Source organism: Rhodoferax sp. RT5P35, assembly GCF_056521385.1.
Window position 1 is genome coordinate 39674 of the sequence record NZ_JBWMAX010000009.1, and the last position, 16064, is coordinate 55737.

Annotated in this window: 16 protein-coding genes; 11 read left to right on the plus strand and 5 right to left on the minus strand. The window is 61.2% G+C overall.

Annotated features, from left to right (window positions below; all coding sequences use genetic code 11):
- Position 1 precedes the first annotated feature (1 nt).
- The 4 genes from AC097L_RS15240 (at position 2) to AC097L_RS15255 (ending at position 2634) form a co-directional block, all read left to right on the plus strand.
- Positions 2-1018 (plus strand): class I SAM-dependent methyltransferase, encoded by a 1017-nt coding sequence (locus tag AC097L_RS15240; protein ID WP_479587384.1) that lies wholly within the window; start codon positions 2-4, stop codon positions 1016-1018.
- Between the two features lie 2 nt (positions 1019-1020).
- Complete coding sequence (locus AC097L_RS15245) at positions 1021-1215, plus strand: DUF2905 domain-containing protein (protein WP_479587385.1); 195 nt, start codon at positions 1021-1023, stop codon at positions 1213-1215.
- A gap of 13 nt (positions 1216-1228) precedes the next feature.
- Complete coding sequence (locus AC097L_RS15250; protein WP_479587386.1) at positions 1229-2155, plus strand: ROK family protein; 927 nt, start codon at positions 1229-1231, stop codon at positions 2153-2155.
- A 191-nt stretch (positions 2156-2346) separates the two neighbouring features.
- Positions 2347-2634: an H-NS histone family protein gene (locus tag AC097L_RS15255; RefSeq protein ID WP_479587387.1), complete on the plus strand. Its 288-nt coding sequence runs from the start codon at positions 2347-2349 to the stop codon at positions 2632-2634.
- A gap of 10 nt (positions 2635-2644) precedes the next feature.
- On the opposite strand, the gene AC097L_RS15260 is transcribed toward AC097L_RS15255, so the two are convergent.
- On the minus strand, positions 2645-2791 hold the full coding sequence (locus tag AC097L_RS15260) for a hypothetical protein (RefSeq protein ID WP_479587388.1): 147 nt from the start codon (positions 2789-2791) through the stop codon (positions 2645-2647).
- Between the two features lie 104 nt (positions 2792-2895).
- On the opposite strand from AC097L_RS15260, the gene AC097L_RS15265 reads away from it, so the two are divergent.
- Both AC097L_RS15265 and AC097L_RS15270 read left to right on the plus strand, forming a co-directional pair.
- Positions 2896-3579 carry a glutathione S-transferase family protein gene (locus AC097L_RS15265; RefSeq protein ID WP_479587389.1) on the plus strand — a complete coding sequence of 228 codons (684 nt, stop codon included), beginning with the start codon at positions 2896-2898 and terminating at the stop codon, positions 3577-3579.
- Between the two features lie 13 nt (positions 3580-3592).
- A complete protein-coding gene (locus tag AC097L_RS15270; RefSeq protein ID WP_479587390.1) occupies positions 3593-4858 on the plus strand; it encodes a multifunctional CCA addition/repair protein in 1266 nt (421 codons plus the stop codon).
- Positions 4859-4882: 24 nt separating this feature from the next.
- Here AC097L_RS15270 and AC097L_RS15275 read toward each other — a convergent pair whose 3' ends face one another.
- Positions 4883-5902, minus strand: coding sequence for a substrate-binding domain-containing protein (locus tag AC097L_RS15275; RefSeq protein ID WP_479587391.1), 1020 nt, complete (start codon positions 5900-5902; stop codon positions 4883-4885).
- Positions 5903-6411: 509 nt separating this feature from the next.
- Here AC097L_RS15275 and AC097L_RS15280 point away from each other — a divergent pair.
- The 5 genes from AC097L_RS15280 to AC097L_RS15300 all read left to right on the plus strand — a co-directional run bounded on the left by AC097L_RS15280 (position 6412) and on the right by AC097L_RS15300 (position 12160).
- Positions 6412-7422, plus strand: a complete 1011-nt coding sequence (locus AC097L_RS15280) for a hypothetical protein (protein WP_479587392.1) — start codon at positions 6412-6414, stop codon at positions 7420-7422.
- A gap of 337 nt (positions 7423-7759) precedes the next feature.
- A complete protein-coding gene (locus AC097L_RS15285; protein ID WP_479587393.1) occupies positions 7760-9040 on the plus strand; it encodes an ABC transporter substrate-binding protein in 1281 nt (426 codons plus the stop codon).
- Between the two features lie 80 nt (positions 9041-9120).
- Positions 9121-10053: a carbohydrate ABC transporter permease gene (locus AC097L_RS15290; protein ID WP_479587394.1), complete on the plus strand. Its 933-nt coding sequence runs from the start codon at positions 9121-9123 to the stop codon at positions 10051-10053.
- 11 nt (positions 10054-10064) lie between these two features.
- Positions 10065-10910 (plus strand): carbohydrate ABC transporter permease, encoded by an 846-nt coding sequence (locus tag AC097L_RS15295; protein ID WP_479587395.1) that lies wholly within the window; start codon positions 10065-10067, stop codon positions 10908-10910.
- A 62-nt stretch (positions 10911-10972) separates the two neighbouring features.
- A complete protein-coding gene (locus AC097L_RS15300) occupies positions 10973-12160 on the plus strand; it encodes an ABC transporter ATP-binding protein (RefSeq protein ID WP_479587396.1) in 1188 nt (395 codons plus the stop codon).
- A 105-nt stretch (positions 12161-12265) separates the two neighbouring features.
- Here AC097L_RS15300 and panC read toward each other — a convergent pair whose 3' ends face one another.
- The 3 genes from panC to AC097L_RS15315 are packed head-to-tail and all read right to left on the minus strand — an operon-like array spanning position 12266 to position 16060.
- Positions 12266-13117 (minus strand): pantoate--beta-alanine ligase, encoded by an 852-nt coding sequence (panC, locus tag AC097L_RS15305; RefSeq protein WP_479587569.1) that lies wholly within the window; start codon positions 13115-13117, stop codon positions 12266-12268.
- Between the two features lie 19 nt (positions 13118-13136).
- Positions 13137-14066, minus strand: a complete 930-nt coding sequence (panB, locus tag AC097L_RS15310) for a 3-methyl-2-oxobutanoate hydroxymethyltransferase (protein ID WP_479587397.1) — start codon at positions 14064-14066, stop codon at positions 13137-13139.
- The gene (locus AC097L_RS15315; protein WP_479587398.1) at positions 14063-16060 is read right to left on the minus strand and encodes a lytic transglycosylase domain-containing protein; all 1998 of its coding nucleotides are present in this window, start codon (positions 16058-16060) and stop codon (positions 14063-14065) included. Before AC097L_RS15315 ends, panB begins: the two co-directional genes overlap by 4 nt.
- Positions 16061-16064 lie beyond the last annotated feature (4 nt).

A 16064-nucleotide genomic window follows, 5' to 3' on the forward strand; every position in this document is an offset into this window, starting at 1 on the left:
GATGCCTTTTGACCAGTTCATGGCCCAGGCCCTCTACCACCCCGGTTTGGGCTACTACGCCAACGAGCGCCCCAAGTTCGGCAGCCAGGGTGCCGATGGCAGCGACTTTGTGACTGCGCCCGAGCTGTCCGGCCTGTTTGGCCAGGCCCTGGCCGTGCAGGTGGCGCAGGCGCTGCAGGCCACCGGCACCACCGAGGTGTGGGAGTTTGGTGCGGGCTCTGGCGCGTTGGCGCTGCAATTACTCGAAGCCCTGGGCGACCAGGTGCAGCGCTACTGCATCGTTGATCTGTCCGGTACGCTGCGGGCCCGCCAGCAACTGCGCCTGGCCCGGTTTGCCGACAAGGTGCAGTGGGTGACCGAGTTGCCCGCCACGCTGCAGGCCGTGGTGGTGGGCAACGAGGTGCTGGACGCAATGCCGGTGCAACTGCTGGCCCGGGTGGGCGGCCAGTGGCATGAGCGCGGCGTGGCCTGGTCCGGCGAAGAGTTCGTCTGGCAAGACCGCCCCACCGCCCTGCGCCCGCCCGCTGCCATCGACGGCCCGCACGACTACCTTACCGAAGTCCACCCCCAGGCCGAGTCTTTCATCCGCACCCTGGCCGACCGGCTCACCCAGGGCGCGGCCTTCTTTTTGGACTATGGCTTCCCTGAGGCCGAGTACTACCACCCGCAGCGCAACACCGGCACCGTGATGTGCCATTACCTGCACCGCGCCGACCCTAGCCCGCTGGCCCTGGTGGGGCTGAAAGACATCACCGCCCACGTCAATTTCAGCGGCATTGCGCTGGCCGGGCAAGACGCAGGCCTGACGGTGCTGGGCTACACCAGCCAGGCGCGGTTTTTGATGAACTGCGGTTTGCTATCTAAAATGGAGCATGCAACGCATGCAGAACGTGCGCAAGCGCTGAAATTGATTACTGAACACGAAATGGGCGAGTTGTTCAAGGTGATTGCCTTTGGCGCAGGGCCGGAGTGGGAGCCGCTGGGCTTTACCCAGGGCGACCGCTCGCACACGTTGTAGCCATGTTCCGCTGGCTGTTGGTCATCTTTGTCGCCTTGTTGCTCATAGACTGGTTTTCCCCGTTGTTGCAAAAGCTGGGTTTTGGCAGACTGCCCGGCGACTTGCGCTTTCGGCTGTTTGGTCGGCCCTGGTTTATTCCCATCACCACCACCCTCGTCCTCAGCCTGGTTGCAGGCCTGGTCGCTAAATTTATCTAACGAAAAGATCCCCATGAAAGCATGCATCGATGTCGGCGGCACCAAGGTTGCCGTCAGCCTGGCCAGCGGTAACGAAGATCTGCCGGTGCTGCAAGGCCGCCGCACCGAGCCTACCGCCAAAACCGGCACCAACGACGCGCTGGCGGTGCAAATCATCCGCATGGTCAATGAAACCTGCGCCGAACTGGGCATCGACCCCGCGTCGGTGCAAAACGCGGGCGTGTCGTCGGCAGGTCCGTTCATCCTCAACGACGGTCTGATCGAGCTGGCCGGCCCCAATATCTGCGGCGGCATGGCCGGCCCGGCGCGCGGTTTGCCCAACGACTGGACCACCGCGCTGCTGGAAGCCCCGCTGGGAGCCCGCTTCGCCCGCGTGCGCATCGAAAACGACTGCGTCGCCGCGCTGGAGGCCGAACGCCACTGGGGCGCATTGAAAGGCTTTGACCACTGCGCTTATGTCACCTGGAGTACCGGCATCGGCGTGGGCCTGTGCGTGGATGGCCATGTGCTGCGCGGTAAAAACGGCAACGCAGGGCACGCGGGCCACATGTTTGTGAGCGACAACGACGACGCACTGTGCGGCTGCGGCAACGTGGGCGATGTGGAAGGCTTGGTGGCCGGTAACTCCATCGCCCGCCGCTTTGGCCAGGAAGCACCGGTGCTGTTCCAAGCGGCCCGCGCGGGTGATGCCGCTGCCTTGAAAATTGTCGATGACCTGTGTCGCGTGATGGGCCGTACTTTGTACAACCTGGTGGCCGTGCTGGATTTACAGCGCATCAGCATGGGGGGGAGCGTGTTTTGGCATAACCGCGAGTTTCTGTTGCCACGCTTGCAGGCCCATATTGACGGCCATTTGCCTGCATTAACCGCAGGAGCCTTGCTGGTGCCCGCTGGTTTGGCCGACAAAGTGGGTGATTACGCTGCGGTGGCATTGGCCTGAGCCTGGGCTTGGCGTGCAAAAAAGACCATGACTGGATTTGGTTTGGGTATTTTTCGGCCGATGGACTCTGTTTGCTGTAAATAAAACGCTGGTCAGCCATTTTTTAATCATGCAAGTCCAGTAACTGTTTATTTCAGGGTATATAATATAATTTCTCAGTCGTATACCTTGATATATTCGGAAACAAAAAAATGCCAACCTACAAAGAACTTCTCGAACAGCGTGCACTCTTAGAGCAGCAAATCAAACAAGCCCACACGCTGGAAAATGCCGATGCCATTGAGAAAGTAAAAGCACTGGTGGCGGATTTTGGTTTGACTGCCGATGATATTTTTGGCGCCAGCAAACCCCGTGCCAAAGCCGTGGCCAAAGTCGCTCCCAAGTTTCGCAATCCCCTGACCGGTGACACCTGGACCGGCCGTGGCAAACCACCAAAGTGGATTCAAAATCTGGACCGCGAGCAGTTTCTGATCGCCTAAATCACATTCCCTACAGGCTGCATTGCGCAGGCTGCAGCAGATATTCAAAAAGCCCGGTCGTTTGACCGGGCTTTTTGCTTTTTGCTGCCATAGTTTGAAAATACGGGTAGGCGCTGGTGTCGAGATGCTGGGCATCAATCGGGTTCTGTTTTGGCATCAATACCTGGGCTGGCTTGCTATAAGCTGCAGTACCGCTACGGCGTGGCCATGGTTTCTACGTATCTATTACGTAAATACCCTTCATTATTTTCAGGAAATACGATGCAACAACTTTACATTGGTAATAAAAACTATTCATCTTGGTCCATGCGTCCCTGGGTGCTGTTAACGCAGTTGGGTATTGCATTTGAAGAGGTTTATGTCCGCTTTGATTCCTTCGACGCACATTCCCAGTTCAAAGCCACGGTGAATGCGGTGAGTCCGGTCGGCAAAGTGCCAGTATGGGTGGATGGCACGCTGGCGGTATGGGACACATTGGCGATTGCCGAAACCCTGGCCGAGCAATACCCCGGTAAAAACCTGTGGCCGCGCGACCCCCATGCCCGCGCCCGTGCCCGCAGCGTGTGCGCCGAAATGCACTCCGGCTTTGGTGCCCTGCGCAGCCATTGCCCGATGAATATCGAAGCCCGCCTGCCGCTGGTAGGCCAATTGGCCTGGCGCGACCAGCCTGCCGTGCGCGCCGACGTGGCCCGCCTTATCGCCCTGTGGTCCGAGCTGCTGCAAACCCACGGCGGCCCCATGCTGTTTGGCGACTTCAGCATTGCCGACGCGTACTTTGCACCGATCTGTATGCGATTGAATACCTATGCGCTGCCACTGCCCGACGCCGCCCAAGCCTATGTAGACCGTGTAACGGCGCTGCCCAGCGTGCAAGCGTGGATCAAGGAGGCCCTGGCAGAGCAAGACTTCCTCGACTTCGAGGAGCCGTACCGGATCAGCCGGTAGCTAAACTGGGCGGATGCAAATCTATTTAGTCGGCGGCGCGGTCCGCGATGCTCTGTTGGGCCGAACCGGTGGCGACCGCGACTGGGTGGTGGTGGGGGCGACACCCGAGGCACTGGTGGCCCAGGGCTACCTGCCGGTGGGCAAAGACTTTCCGGTCTTTCTGCACCCGCGCACCCACGAGGAATATGCGCTGGCCCGTACCGAGCGCAAGACGGCCCCTGGCTACCACGGCTTTGCGGTGCATGCGGCCATCGACGTGACGCTGGAGCAGGATCTGGCCCGGCGTGACCTTACTATCAATTCAATAGCTGCTAGTGCAAGTGGAACATACGCTAGTGGCCAATTAGACGTAAATTTTGAAGCGTTGACCGATCCCTTCGGTGGCCAGCGTGACCTGCAGGCCAGGGTTTTGCGCCACGTCACCGACGCGTTCCGAGAAGACCCGGTGCGCATCCTGCGCGTGGCCCGCTTTGCTGCGCGCTTCACCGATTTCACCGTGGCCCCCGAGACCATGGACCTGATGTGCGAAATGGTGGCTGCAGGTGAGGTCGATGCCCTGGTGCCTGAGCGGGTGTGGCAAGAGCTGGCCCGTGGCCTGATGGAGCCGCAGCCTTCGCGCATGTTTGCGGTGCTACGCGACTGCGGTGCCCTGGCCCGGCTGCTGCCCGAGGTGGCAGCCCTGTGGGGCGTGCCCCAGCGCGCCGATTACCACCCCGAGATCGATACCGGTATCCACGTGATGATGGTGCTGGACATGGCCGCACGCCTGCACGCGCCGCTTCCGGTGTGCTTTGCATGTTTGACGCACGATTTGGGCAAGGCGACCACGCCCGCTGACGTGTTGCCCCGCCATATAGGCCACGAGATGCGCAGTGCCGACTTGCTCAAAGGCCTATGCCAACGCCTGCGCGTACCCACCGACTGCCGCGACCTGGCCGACGTGGTGGCCCGTGAGCACGGCAACATCCACCGCGGGCTGGACATCAGCGCCTCCGCCGCCCTGCGTCTGTTGGAGCGGGCCGATGCTTTTCGCAAACCGCAGCGTTTTGACTATGCTTTGTTGGCCTGCGAATGCGACGCGCGGGGAAGACTGGGCCTGGGCGAGCAGCCTTACCCACAACGGCCGTACTGGCTGGCGGTGTTACAAGCGGCGCAGTCGGTGGCCACCGAGCCGATTGCCAAGGCCGCCCAGGACAAAGGCGTGCAAGGCAAAGAGATCGGGGGCTTGGTGCATGCCGCGCGGGTCGCAGCGATCAAACATGCAAAGCTGTGCGATTAGCTGGCTAGCTGGCTAGCTGGCTAACTAACTTGCCAAGGGCGGGCCGTCGCTGTCGCCGATTTCCAGTTCCGGCATGCACAGTTTTTGCAGCGACTCCAGCGGTTCGCCGCGCAGGCGTGCCAAGGTCATTTCGGCGAGTGCCACGCCGGTGGCGATGGGGGTGGGCTGCATCACTGCGGTAACGGTGGTGCGCACCACCGAGTCCGAGCCCAGCCCGTCATACACGATCACCGACAGGTCGCGTCCCAGTACCAGGCCCGAATGCAGCACCGCGTGGACGGCGCCGATACCCGCCAGATTGTTGTCGACTAGTACAGCGGTGGGGCGCTGGGGCAGGGCCAGCAGTTTTTGCATGGCTGCATAGCCCGACCGGCGCTCCAAGGCATGGCGCTGTACCGCCAGGGGTTTGAGCGGAATGCCTGCCGCCTTGAGGCTGGCGCAAAACCCGGCATAGCGCTGGTCGGCAAAGTTGTATTCAGGCGGCGCACCCAGATAACCCAGGCGGCGGTGGCCCAGGCGCAGCAGTCGATCCGTGGCCATGCGGGCACCGGCCAGATTGTCGAAGTCAAACCAGGCGTATTCGGAGGTCAGCGATGCGCTGCGGCCGTAGGCCACAAAGGCCACATTGCGCGCCTGCAGCAGTTCCAGCCGCCGGTCGCGCACACGGGTGCGCGGCACCACGAACACACCGATGTGGCGGCCGGTAATGGCCCGCTCATAGGCGGCCAGTTCGTCGTCAGCCGAGGCCGAAACAATCAGCAGGTCCAGCCCCGACTGGGCGAAACGTTCGCTCATCGACGATGCCACCTGCAAAAACTGCTGGTCGCCCAGGTCGCCGGTGGTGATGGGAAACACGATGCCCACAGCATCGGCCCGCCCCAAGGCCAGACCCCGGGCCCGTGCATCGGCCCGGTAGTCCATGCGCGCTGCGGCCTCTAAAACGTCACGGCGTGTGGCCGCGGCTACTTCGGGGTAGCCGTTCATGGCGCGGCTCACGGTGGTGAGCGACAGGCCGAGTTCTTCGGCAATCCGTTTCAGTGACATCTCAAGAGCGTAGTGGGTGGGGCTGGCGGCCGATAGTAGCCTATGGGATTTAAATGTAACGGCATGTCAACCCTGTTAGAAGCGGGTGCAGCCCGGTGTTTGTCGCAATTTTGCAACGGGCGATGGAATGCAGAAAAAATAATTAATTTCCAATTTGGCAGCCAATTTGTATGGTTACAGCTTAGTTACATCAGCACAAACCATCGCCCTTCGAACGCCATGGATAAGTGGCTAAAAATGGCCTCTCCGGGAGGAGAAAGCCAGCCTGAGGATTGTCTTGTACCCCGCTTGTAACTAATGCGTGCATAGGTTAATAGCAAAGAAGTATGAAGTAAGTTATGGATAGTTCATTTGTATGACTATTGGGGTTCATCCTGATCCCACCCTCTACACAGGTAACCAAAAATGCAGCAGGTTTGCAATCTTTGGTGGCAACCAAGGGCTCCGCAAGGCCCTGCCTGAACACAGACGCAAATCCCTCGCAACACTTCAACACACAGGAGATTTCCTTGAGCCACATTCTGAATACCGCATTCCGCGCCACTGCACTCGCCGCTATGGCGATGGTGTCCGCCGCCGCCTTTGCTGCCGTCGATATCGACGCCAACATCGAGTTGGACAGCAAGGTTGAAAACAATGGCCGTGGCGCAGCGCAAACGGGCCGCGTCGAACTCAATGGCAGCAAGAAGATGGGTTCCCAGTACTTCATCGCTGGCCGCGCAACCTATTTGGCCAAGCCAGATGGCACCGCTGGTACCGATGACTTGTGGGCACAGATCGGTAGCGAAACCGCCGACATCAAACTGGGCCGTTTTGAAGCCGCCAACCTGTTCCAGACCCCTGGCGACGTGCTGGTTGAATATGCTGGTTTCTCTCCTTACCAAGCCAATGTGTTGCGCGGTCGCCAAGGTGCGTACGGCAACGGCAATGCGCCTTTCCACGCTGCAGGTACCTTGCAACTGGGCGGCGGTTTGTCGTTTGAGTTGAGCGGTGTGTCCAGCAAAGGTGGCGGCGCTACCGGTGTCCGCCCTGTGTTGAGTTATGCCAATGGCCCATTGCATTTGGCAGCTGGTATTGAAGCCATCCAATACAGCAGTGCTTCCGCAGCTTCGACAACGTACAGCATTGTTGCCGGAAACATTGTGGCTACGCCGGTCGCTGCTTCGGTTATCAAAGGTACGCGCCAAACCGGCTACGGCTTGACGGGTGACTACAACTTCGGCGGCTTCACCCTGACCAGCAATTACGCTTCGGGCAAGGACACCAATGGCCTGAAACAAAGCACCTTTGCCTTGATGGGTGCATTTGGTCAACTGACGGTTGCCAGCGTATTCGGCAAGGCGGCACAAGCTACCGGTGCCGATGCCAAGGTCACCACCTTCTGGGCTGCCTACGCCATTCCATTCTTTGACGTGAAGGGTGCCACCATTACCCCAGCGGTGTCGTTCTCCCGAGCCGGCGGCTCCAACACGGCTGCCAACTCGTCTGGCGGCGCCGTGCGCGTGCATTACGACTTCTAAGTTGTTGACAGCGGTGCCCGCTGTCCACCATGGCCTGCTCCTTTAGGGGAGTCGGGCCAGCGTTCATCAGAAAAGCCCACACCTGCCGTTTCGGTAGGTGTGGGCTTTTTGCATGGCGCGAAGGGGTTCTGTGGGCAAGCCGTATGCGGTGTCACCGCGGACTTAACGTAATAAAGTAACCGTGATTGCGGTTTCCTCGGGTAAACCCAGTGTTCAATTCAAAGCGCTTTGAATTTATACTGCATTGGCTTTAAACCGCAACAAAACTTCGGCCTTGGGCGTTGGCAACACCACCACAAAAGCCCGGGCTGGTACCGAACACAACAGGAGACATTCCATGACAGCAATGACCAAAACCGCAGCCGCCGTGCTGATCAGCTTCGGCGCACTGGGTGCCATCGGCGCGCATGCAGCGGGCGTTACCGTGACCATTTCGTGCGGCTCGGTAGGCCAGGATTTCGAGTTCTGCAAAAAGGCGGGCGACGAGTGGAGCGCCAAGACCGGCAACACTGTCAAGCACCTGAGCATTCCCCAGTCTTCCAGCGACATCCTGGGCTTGTTCCGCCAGATGTTTGCCGCCAAGGCCACCGAGCTGGACGTGCTGTCGGTAGACGTGGTGTGGCCCGGCCTGCTCAAGCAGCATTTGCTGGACCTGACCCCTTACGCCAATGGCGCACAAAAAGACCATTTCCCCGCCATCGTGGCCAACAACACCGTAGACGGCAAGCTGCTGGCCATGCCCTGGTTCACCGATGCGGGTGTGCTGTACTACCGCAAGGATTTGCTGACCAAGTACAACGAAAAAGCGCCCACCACCTGGGCTGAGCTGACCGCCACTGCCACCAAGGTCATGGAAGCCGAGCGCAAAGCCGGTGCCCCCGACATGCAAGGTTTTGTGTTCCAGGCCAAAGCCTACGAAGGCCTGACCTGCGACGGCGTGGAATGGGTGTCCAGCTTCGGCGGCGGCAACATCGTCGATGCCACGGGCAAGATCACCATCAACAACCCCCAAGCGGCCAAAGCGCTGGACACCGCTGCTGGCTGGATTGGCACCATCGCCCCCACCGGCGTGCTGAATTACGGTGAAGAAGAAGCCCGCGGCGTGTTCCAAAAGGGCAATGCCGTGTTCATGCGCAACTGGCCTTATGCCTGGTCGTTGAGCCAGGGTGCAGACAGCCCCGTCAAGGGCAAAGTCGGTGTGGTGGCCTTGCCCAAGGGCGATGGCGGCAAGACCGCCGCCACACTGGGTGGTTGGCAATTGGCAGTCAGCAAGTACTCCAAGAACCCCAAAGAATCGGCTGATTTGGTGATGTACCTGACCAGTGCTGCGGTACAAAAAGACCGCGCTATCCGCGGCTCCTACAACCCGACCATTGCGACTCTGTACAAAGACAAAGAAGTGTTGGCGGCCAACCCCTTCTTCGGCGATTTGTATGACACCTTTGTGGGTGCCGTGCCCCGCCCTGCCACCGTCACCGGTGCCAAATACAACGAAGTGTCGGCTGCGTTCTGGAACGCGACCCACGATGTGTTGTCTGGCAAAGACAAGGGCGCTGACAGCGTCAAGAAGCTCGAAGCCAAGTTAGGCCAGATTCGCCGCGGTCCTAAGTGGGAATAAGCCTCTTCCGTTGAACTTCGGGCCGCTGCGTGCTAGACATGCAGCGGCCCGTTCAGCCACTAGATCCCCTTGGAGTCTCCATGCGCACTAAAACATCCGAACTCACCCGCGAGCGCACCCGCAGCGCGTGGATATTTTTGGCCCCCACGCTGCTCGTTTTGGCACTGGTGGCGGGCTGGCCGCTGGGCCGCACCATTTTCTTCAGCTTCACCGATGCTTCACTGGAAGCGATCGGTGACTCCACGTACAAGATGGTGGGTTTCCAAAACTATTTTGGTGAATACGGCGTGTTCAACCTGAATGCGGTCGAGGGCTTCTGGAGCACCGACTGGGGCATGGCGATTCGCAATACCTTCAAGTTCTCTTTCTTCTCGGTCGTCACGGAGACGTTTCTGGGGATTATTTTTGCCCTGGTACTGAACGCCAATTTCAAAGGCCGCTCGTTCATCCGCGCTGCGGTATTGGTGCCGTGGGCGATTCCGACCATCGTGTCGGCCAAGATGTGGGCCTGGATCATGAATGACCAGTTTGGCGTGATGAACGCCTTGCTGCGCAGTGCCGGCATCATCGACCACAACATTGCCTGGACTGCAGACCCCAGCTACGCGCTGTGGTCGGTGGTGCTGGTGGACGTGTGGAAAACCACGCCCTTTATGGCCTTGTTGATTTTGGCGGCGCTGCAAATGTTGCCTACCGACTGCTATGAAGCGGCCCACGTAGACGGTATCCACCCGGTACGCGTGTTCTTCAAGGTGACCTTGCCGCTGATCTGGCCGGCCCTGATGGTGGCGGTGATTTTCCGTTTGCTTGATGCCTTGCGGGTGTTTGACATCATCTACGTGATGACCTCCAACAGCGTGGACACCATCAGCATGTCTGGTTTTGTACGGCGTGAAATTGTGGACAACAACTATGTGGGCTATGGCTCGGCCGCATCCACGGTGCTGTTCCTCATCATCGGGGCTTGCACGATTCTGTATTTGAAGCTGTCCAAAGTGGACATGACGAAATAAGGACACGGGCCATGAACTACCAACACCAAAAAATACTGGGCACGATCGGGTTGTACCTGCTGGTCGCCGTGATCGCCTTGTTTTGCCTGTTTCCGTTTTACTTTGCGATTGTGACTTCGCTCAAGTCGGGCACCGAGTTGTTCAGCTCTTCGCTGTGGCCTGTGGCACCGTCTTTCAAAAACTACATCGCCATGTTCACCGTGGCCGAGCACCCGTTTGGCCGCCACATCCTCAACTCGCTGATGGTGTCCACCCTGGTGGTGATTGCCTCGCTGTTTCTGGGCGTGACGGCTTCTTACGCGCTGGGCCGCATCCAGTTCCGGGGCCGTGGCCTGCTGCTGCTCACCGTGCTGGCGGTGTCCATGTTTCCGCAGGTGGCGGTGCTGTCGGGCATGTTCGAGCTAATGCAGTACATCGGCTTTTACAACCACTGGTGGGGTCTGACCCTGCCGTACATGGTGTTCACCCTGCCGTTTACCGTATGGGTGCTGACCACCTTTGTGCGCGACCTGCCCAAGGAACTGGAAGAGGCCGCCATCATGGACGGTTGCACCCCCTGGGGCATCATCACCAAGGTGTTTTTGCCGGTGATGTGGCCGGCGCTGGTGACCACCGGCCTGCTGGCTTTCATTGCAGCCTGGAACGAGTTCATGTTCGCCCTGACTTTTGTGCTGAACAACGCCGACCGCACCGTACCCGTGTCCATCTCGCTGATCAGCGGTGCCGACAAGTACGAAATCCCCTGGGGAAAGATCATGGCTGCTTCGGTGCTGGTCACCCTGCCATTGATTGCATTGGTGCTGGTATTCCAACGCAAGATTGTGGGCGGCCTGACGGCAGGTGCCGTCAAGGGCTGAGCGCTAAGTCTAAGTACTAGCCCGTCCTCCCCAAGATTCCTTAAAAACAGTAGGAGACCTCCATGTCTGAAATTCGATTCCGTGATGTCCATAAGCGTTACGCCAGCCACCTGCCCGACACCATCCGCAAGGTCGATTTGGACATCGACAAGGGTGAGTTCGTGGTGTTTGTCGGCCCGTCGGGCTGCGGCAAGTCCACGCTGCTGCGCATGGTGGCCGGCTTGGAAGACATCACCAGCGGCGAGCTGAGCATCAACGGCCAGCGCATGAACGAAACCCCCCCGTCACGCCGCGGCGTAGCCATGGTGTTTCAAAGCTATGCGCTGTACCCGCACATGACGGTGTATGACAACATGGCCTTCGGCCTGAAGCAGGCCAAGACCGACGCTGACACCGTAGAGCAGCGCGTCAAAAAGGCCTCCAAGATCTTGCAGCTTGACCCGCTGCTCAAGCGCCTGCCCAAAGAACTCTCCGGCGGCCAGCGCCAGCGCGTGGCCATTGGCCGCGCCATCGTGCGCGAACCCGATGTGTTTTTGTTCGACGAACCGCTGTCCAACCTGGATGCCTCGCTGCGGGTGCAAACCCGGCTGGAAATCGCCAAGCTGCACAAAGACATCGGCACTGCCAGCATGATCTACGTGACCCACGACCAGGTCGAAGCCATGACCCTGGCCGACAAGATCGTCTTGCTCAACGCCGGTGAAGCCGTACAGCGCGACGGCAGCGTGGCCCAGTGCGGCGCGCCGCTGCAGCTCTACCACCACCCGGTGAACAAGTTTGTGGCCGGTTTCATCGGCAGCCCGAAGATGAACTTCATCGCCGCCCGCCTCACCCGGGCCAACGGCAACACGGCTGTGGCCACGGTGGCCGACGTGGAAGTGCATGCCGAGGTGGATGCCACCCGCATTGCCGCCAATACCGACGTGACCATCGGCGTGCGCCCCGAACACGTGCAGATCGTGCCACCCGGTGGCCCCAATGTGGTGACTGGCCTGGTCGCCTTCTTGGAGCAACTCGGCGAAGCCAGCTACATCTACGTGCGCCTGACCGGTGGCGAGCTGGTCACCGTGCGCGAAAGCGGCCAGTCCAGCAGCAGCGTGGGCAACCCGGTACACCTGTATTTCCCACCGCACTGCATGCACCTGTTTGACGACAACGGTGTGGCCACCAAGCGCACCGCCCCTCAGGAAATTTTGGGCCAGCCCCTGGTGGCGGGCGTGTCGATTTCGCGGGCATCCACCCACGCCTGACGCCATTACCATCATTAGGCATAAAAAGAGCACCTAGCGCATATTCTATAAGCGCTAGGTGCTCTTTTATTTATAGCAACTGGTCGGGCTCAACCCGCAGCGGCTTCAGACCTCTAAATTGTCGATCAGTCGCGTATTGCCCAGCCGCGCCGCGCCCAGCACCACCAGGGGCTCATTGGTCGTGTTGACGGATGCGGGCGGCAGCAGGTCGCTGCGGCGGCGAGCCACCAGGTAGTCGGGGGCCCAGCCGCGGGCGCGCAGGCTGTCCATGGCCTGGGCTTCCAGGGCCGGGATGTCGGTGGCACCGGTACGCAGGTCGGCGGCTAGTGCCTGCAAGGTTTTGGACAGTTGCACCGCCTCGGCCCGCTCGGTGGGGTTGAGGTAGCCGTTGCGCGACGACAGGGCCAGGCCGTCGGCATCGCGCTGGGTAGGGCCAGCCACGATGTCGATCGGCAGGGCAAATTGCTGCACCAGGCGGCGGATCACCATCAACTGCTGGTAGTCCTTTTGGCCAAACAAGGCGGTGCGCTGGCCCTTGGCCTCAGAAAAAACGCAGCCAAACAGCTTCATCACCACGGTAGCTACGCCCACAAAAAAGCCGGGGCGGAACTGCCCCTCCAGCAGGTCGGCCAGCGCCGGTGCAGGCTGGATCTTGAAGGTCTGCGGCTCGGGGTAGAGTGCTTTTTCCTTTGGTGCAAACAGCACGTCGCAACCGGCATCTTTGAGTAACGTGCAGTCGCGCTCCCAGGTGCGCGGGTAGCTGTCGAAGTCTTCGTGCGGCAAAAACTGCAGCCGGTTTACAAAGATGCTGGCTACCGTCACATCACCCAAAGGCTTGGCCTGGCGCACCAGGGCCAGGTGCCCCGCGTGCAGATTGCCCATGGTCGGCACAAAGGCTGGGTGCTGGTGGCTGCTGAGGTGGCTGCGCAGTTCTTCTACGGTACGGGCGATGCGCATGAACGAGTGGGGCAAAAATTTACCAGGCGTGCTGGCTGTTGTCGGGAAAGCTGCCGTCTTTTACGGCGCGCACATAGGCTTCCATCGCGCCCCGCACGCTGGACGCGTCCAGCATGAAGTTGCGCACAAAGCGCGGCATCTTACCCAAGTTGATGCCGAGCATGTCGTGCATCACCAGCACCTGGCCTGCTGTGTCCTTGCCCGCGCCGATGCCGATGGTGGCGCAGTGGGGCAGGGCGGTGGTGAGTTCGGCCGCCAGCGGGGCGGGCACCATCTCCAGCACCACCATGGCGGCACCGGCATCTTGCAAGGCGTGGGCGTTCTGGCGCAGCGTGCTGGCCGCGGCATCCGACTTGCCCTGCACCCGGTAGCCGCCCAGGGCGTGCACGGTTTGCGGGGTCAGCCCCAGGTGGGCACACACCGGGATGCCGCGCTCCACCAGAAACTGCACGATCTCGGTGGTCCAGCCGCCGCCTTCGAGCTTGACCATGTGCGCACCGGCCTGCATCAGCACGCCCGCGCTGCGGATGGCCTGCTCGCGGCTTTCCTGGTAGCTGCCAAACGGCAGGTCGGCAATCACCCAGGCGGTGGACTGGCTGCGTAGCATGCCGCGCACCACGCTTTCGGTGTGGTAGCGCATGGTCTCCAGGCTGACGCCCACGGTGCTGTGCAGGCCCTGGCAGACCATGCCCAGCGAGTCGCCCACCAGGATGCACTCCACCCCGGCGGCGTCGGCCACGGCGGCAAAGGTGGCATCGTAGGCGGTCAGCATGCTGATTTTTTCGCCGCGCTGGTGCATTTCGGCCAGGCGCGGCAGGCTGATGGGGCGGCGCAGCGCCGGGGTGCTGGTGGGCGGCAGCGTGCCGTACGGCGAGGCGTGTGCGGTGGTGTTGGGGGGCGTGGTGTTTCGGGCGGTGTCTGGGCTGGTTTCTGGGGTGGTGTCGTTCATGGCAGGTCCTTGATCAGTTCCACCGCATTGGCCTCCAGCGGGCCGACCTGGCCGAGCCGGGTTTTCAGCGACTGTGGCTGGCCTGTCAGCAGGGCGGCGTAGTTGGTGGTGTTGGAGAGCACTTTTTTCACGTAGTCGCGGGTCTCGGTAAACGGCACATTTTCGGCCCAAATTGCAGCCTCCAGCAGCGGCCCGTTGCGCCACACGCGGGGGCGGCCGGGCCCGGCGTTATAAGCAGCGGCGGCCATGGGCATGGAGCCCGCAAAGTCGTCCAGCACCAGCTTCAGGTAGCCGGTGCCGATGGTGATGTTGGTTTCGCGGTCGGCCAATTGGTCGGGTGTGAAGCCGCTCAGGCCGATCTTCTTGGCGGTCCAACGGGCCGTGGCGGGCATCACCTGCATCAGGCCGGAGGCCCCCACGCCCGAGCGCGCGTCCATGATGAAGCGCGACTCCTGGCGGATCAGGCCGTACACGTAGGCCGGGTCCAGGCTGATGGCCCGGCTGCGCTGCACCACGGTGTCGCGGTAGGGGGTGGGAAAGCGCTGCTCAAAGTCCATCACGGTCTTGGTGCGTTCGCTGGTGTTGATGCAGCGGTCCCACACCTCGCGCTGGCAGGCCAGGTCGGCGGCGGCCAGCAGTTCGCGGTCGCCCATGCCGCCGCGTTCGTGCAGGTTGGTGCTGTAGTTCCATTCGCGGTTGCCTTCGCTGCGCAGGCCCAGTTGGATGGCAGCCAGGCCGCGCTGCAGGCCGATGTTGGCGCGGGCCGCGTCTTTTTCTTCGGGGGTGACGGGCAGCGGGCGCGGCGGCACGGTGATTTTCAGGCCCAGTTCTTCCAGCGCCAGTTGCTCGTAGAAGCCGCGCACCCCGGCGATGCTTTCAAACAAACGTTTGGGCTCTACCCGGTCCAGGTCGGATTTGACCTGCGCCTGCAGGGCGCGGGCTTTCCAGTACACCCAGGTGGGGTCGGCCTGCGCATCTTTGCCCATGGCGCTGACGGCGTTGGCCACCTCTTTCCAGCGGCCTACGCGCAGGGCGCTGCGCACCCGCCAGGCCAGCATTTCGTCGTTCAGGTCCGCGTCTTCGGTGACGTGGCCGTAGTACTCCACCGCCGATGCCGACAGCCGCATGGCCGACTGCTTGCCAATCACGCCCCAGGCCCAGTTGCGCTCTTCGGCGTTGAGCTGGCTGCTCCACTTGCTGTCGAGCAGCGTGGCGGCGTTGTCGGGGTCGGCGAGGGCGATTTTGCTCAGTGCCAGCACCACCATTTCTTTGCGTACCCGCCCCATGGCAGTGGCTTTGCTGCTCAAGAATTTGATAGCGCTATCGTTAATATCTGCCAACGCGGGCAGGGATTCTGGCGCAATAATTTCCAGGGCCTTGGCGGCCATGCGCGGGCGGTTGGCCTCCACACCCAGGCGGGCTTTGCGCCAGATGTCCAGGGGCACCAGTTTCTTGGCCGCAAACAGCTGGCTGGCGGCCTGGGTGCAGCCGTCGTCGGCCTCGCGCTGGGCGTACCAGCTTTTGCGCACTTCGTCGGCCAGGGCCGGGCCGCTGTTGGCACCTTGTTCGATCTGCTCAATGGTCAGGGCGTAGCACCGCACCTCGCGGTCGTCGGCCATGCGGTAGCGGCTGTATTCGTCGGCAAAGGTGGCCCAGTCGCGCCGCTGGCCCAGCAGCAGCAGCCAGTCGTTGCGCAGCCGGTCCTCCTGGTAGGTGTTGGGGAAGCGGCTGCCGAAGACCTGCATGTCGAGAGCGGTCATCTCGTCCAGCCGCAGGCGCTGCTCCCAGTAGGCCGCCCAGGGCTCCAGGAGATGGCCGCGCACCTGGGGCAACAGGGCGGTGAGGCGCTTGCGGTCGCCCTTTTTGAAGGCCTGGGCCATGTCCAGAATGGTGGCATCCCCGGCGGGATCGGACTTGGATTGGCTGCAGGCAGCGCCTGAGAAGACGAGGCTCAGGGCCAGCGTTAAGGATGTCAGAATGGCGGGAACTTGCATGTGG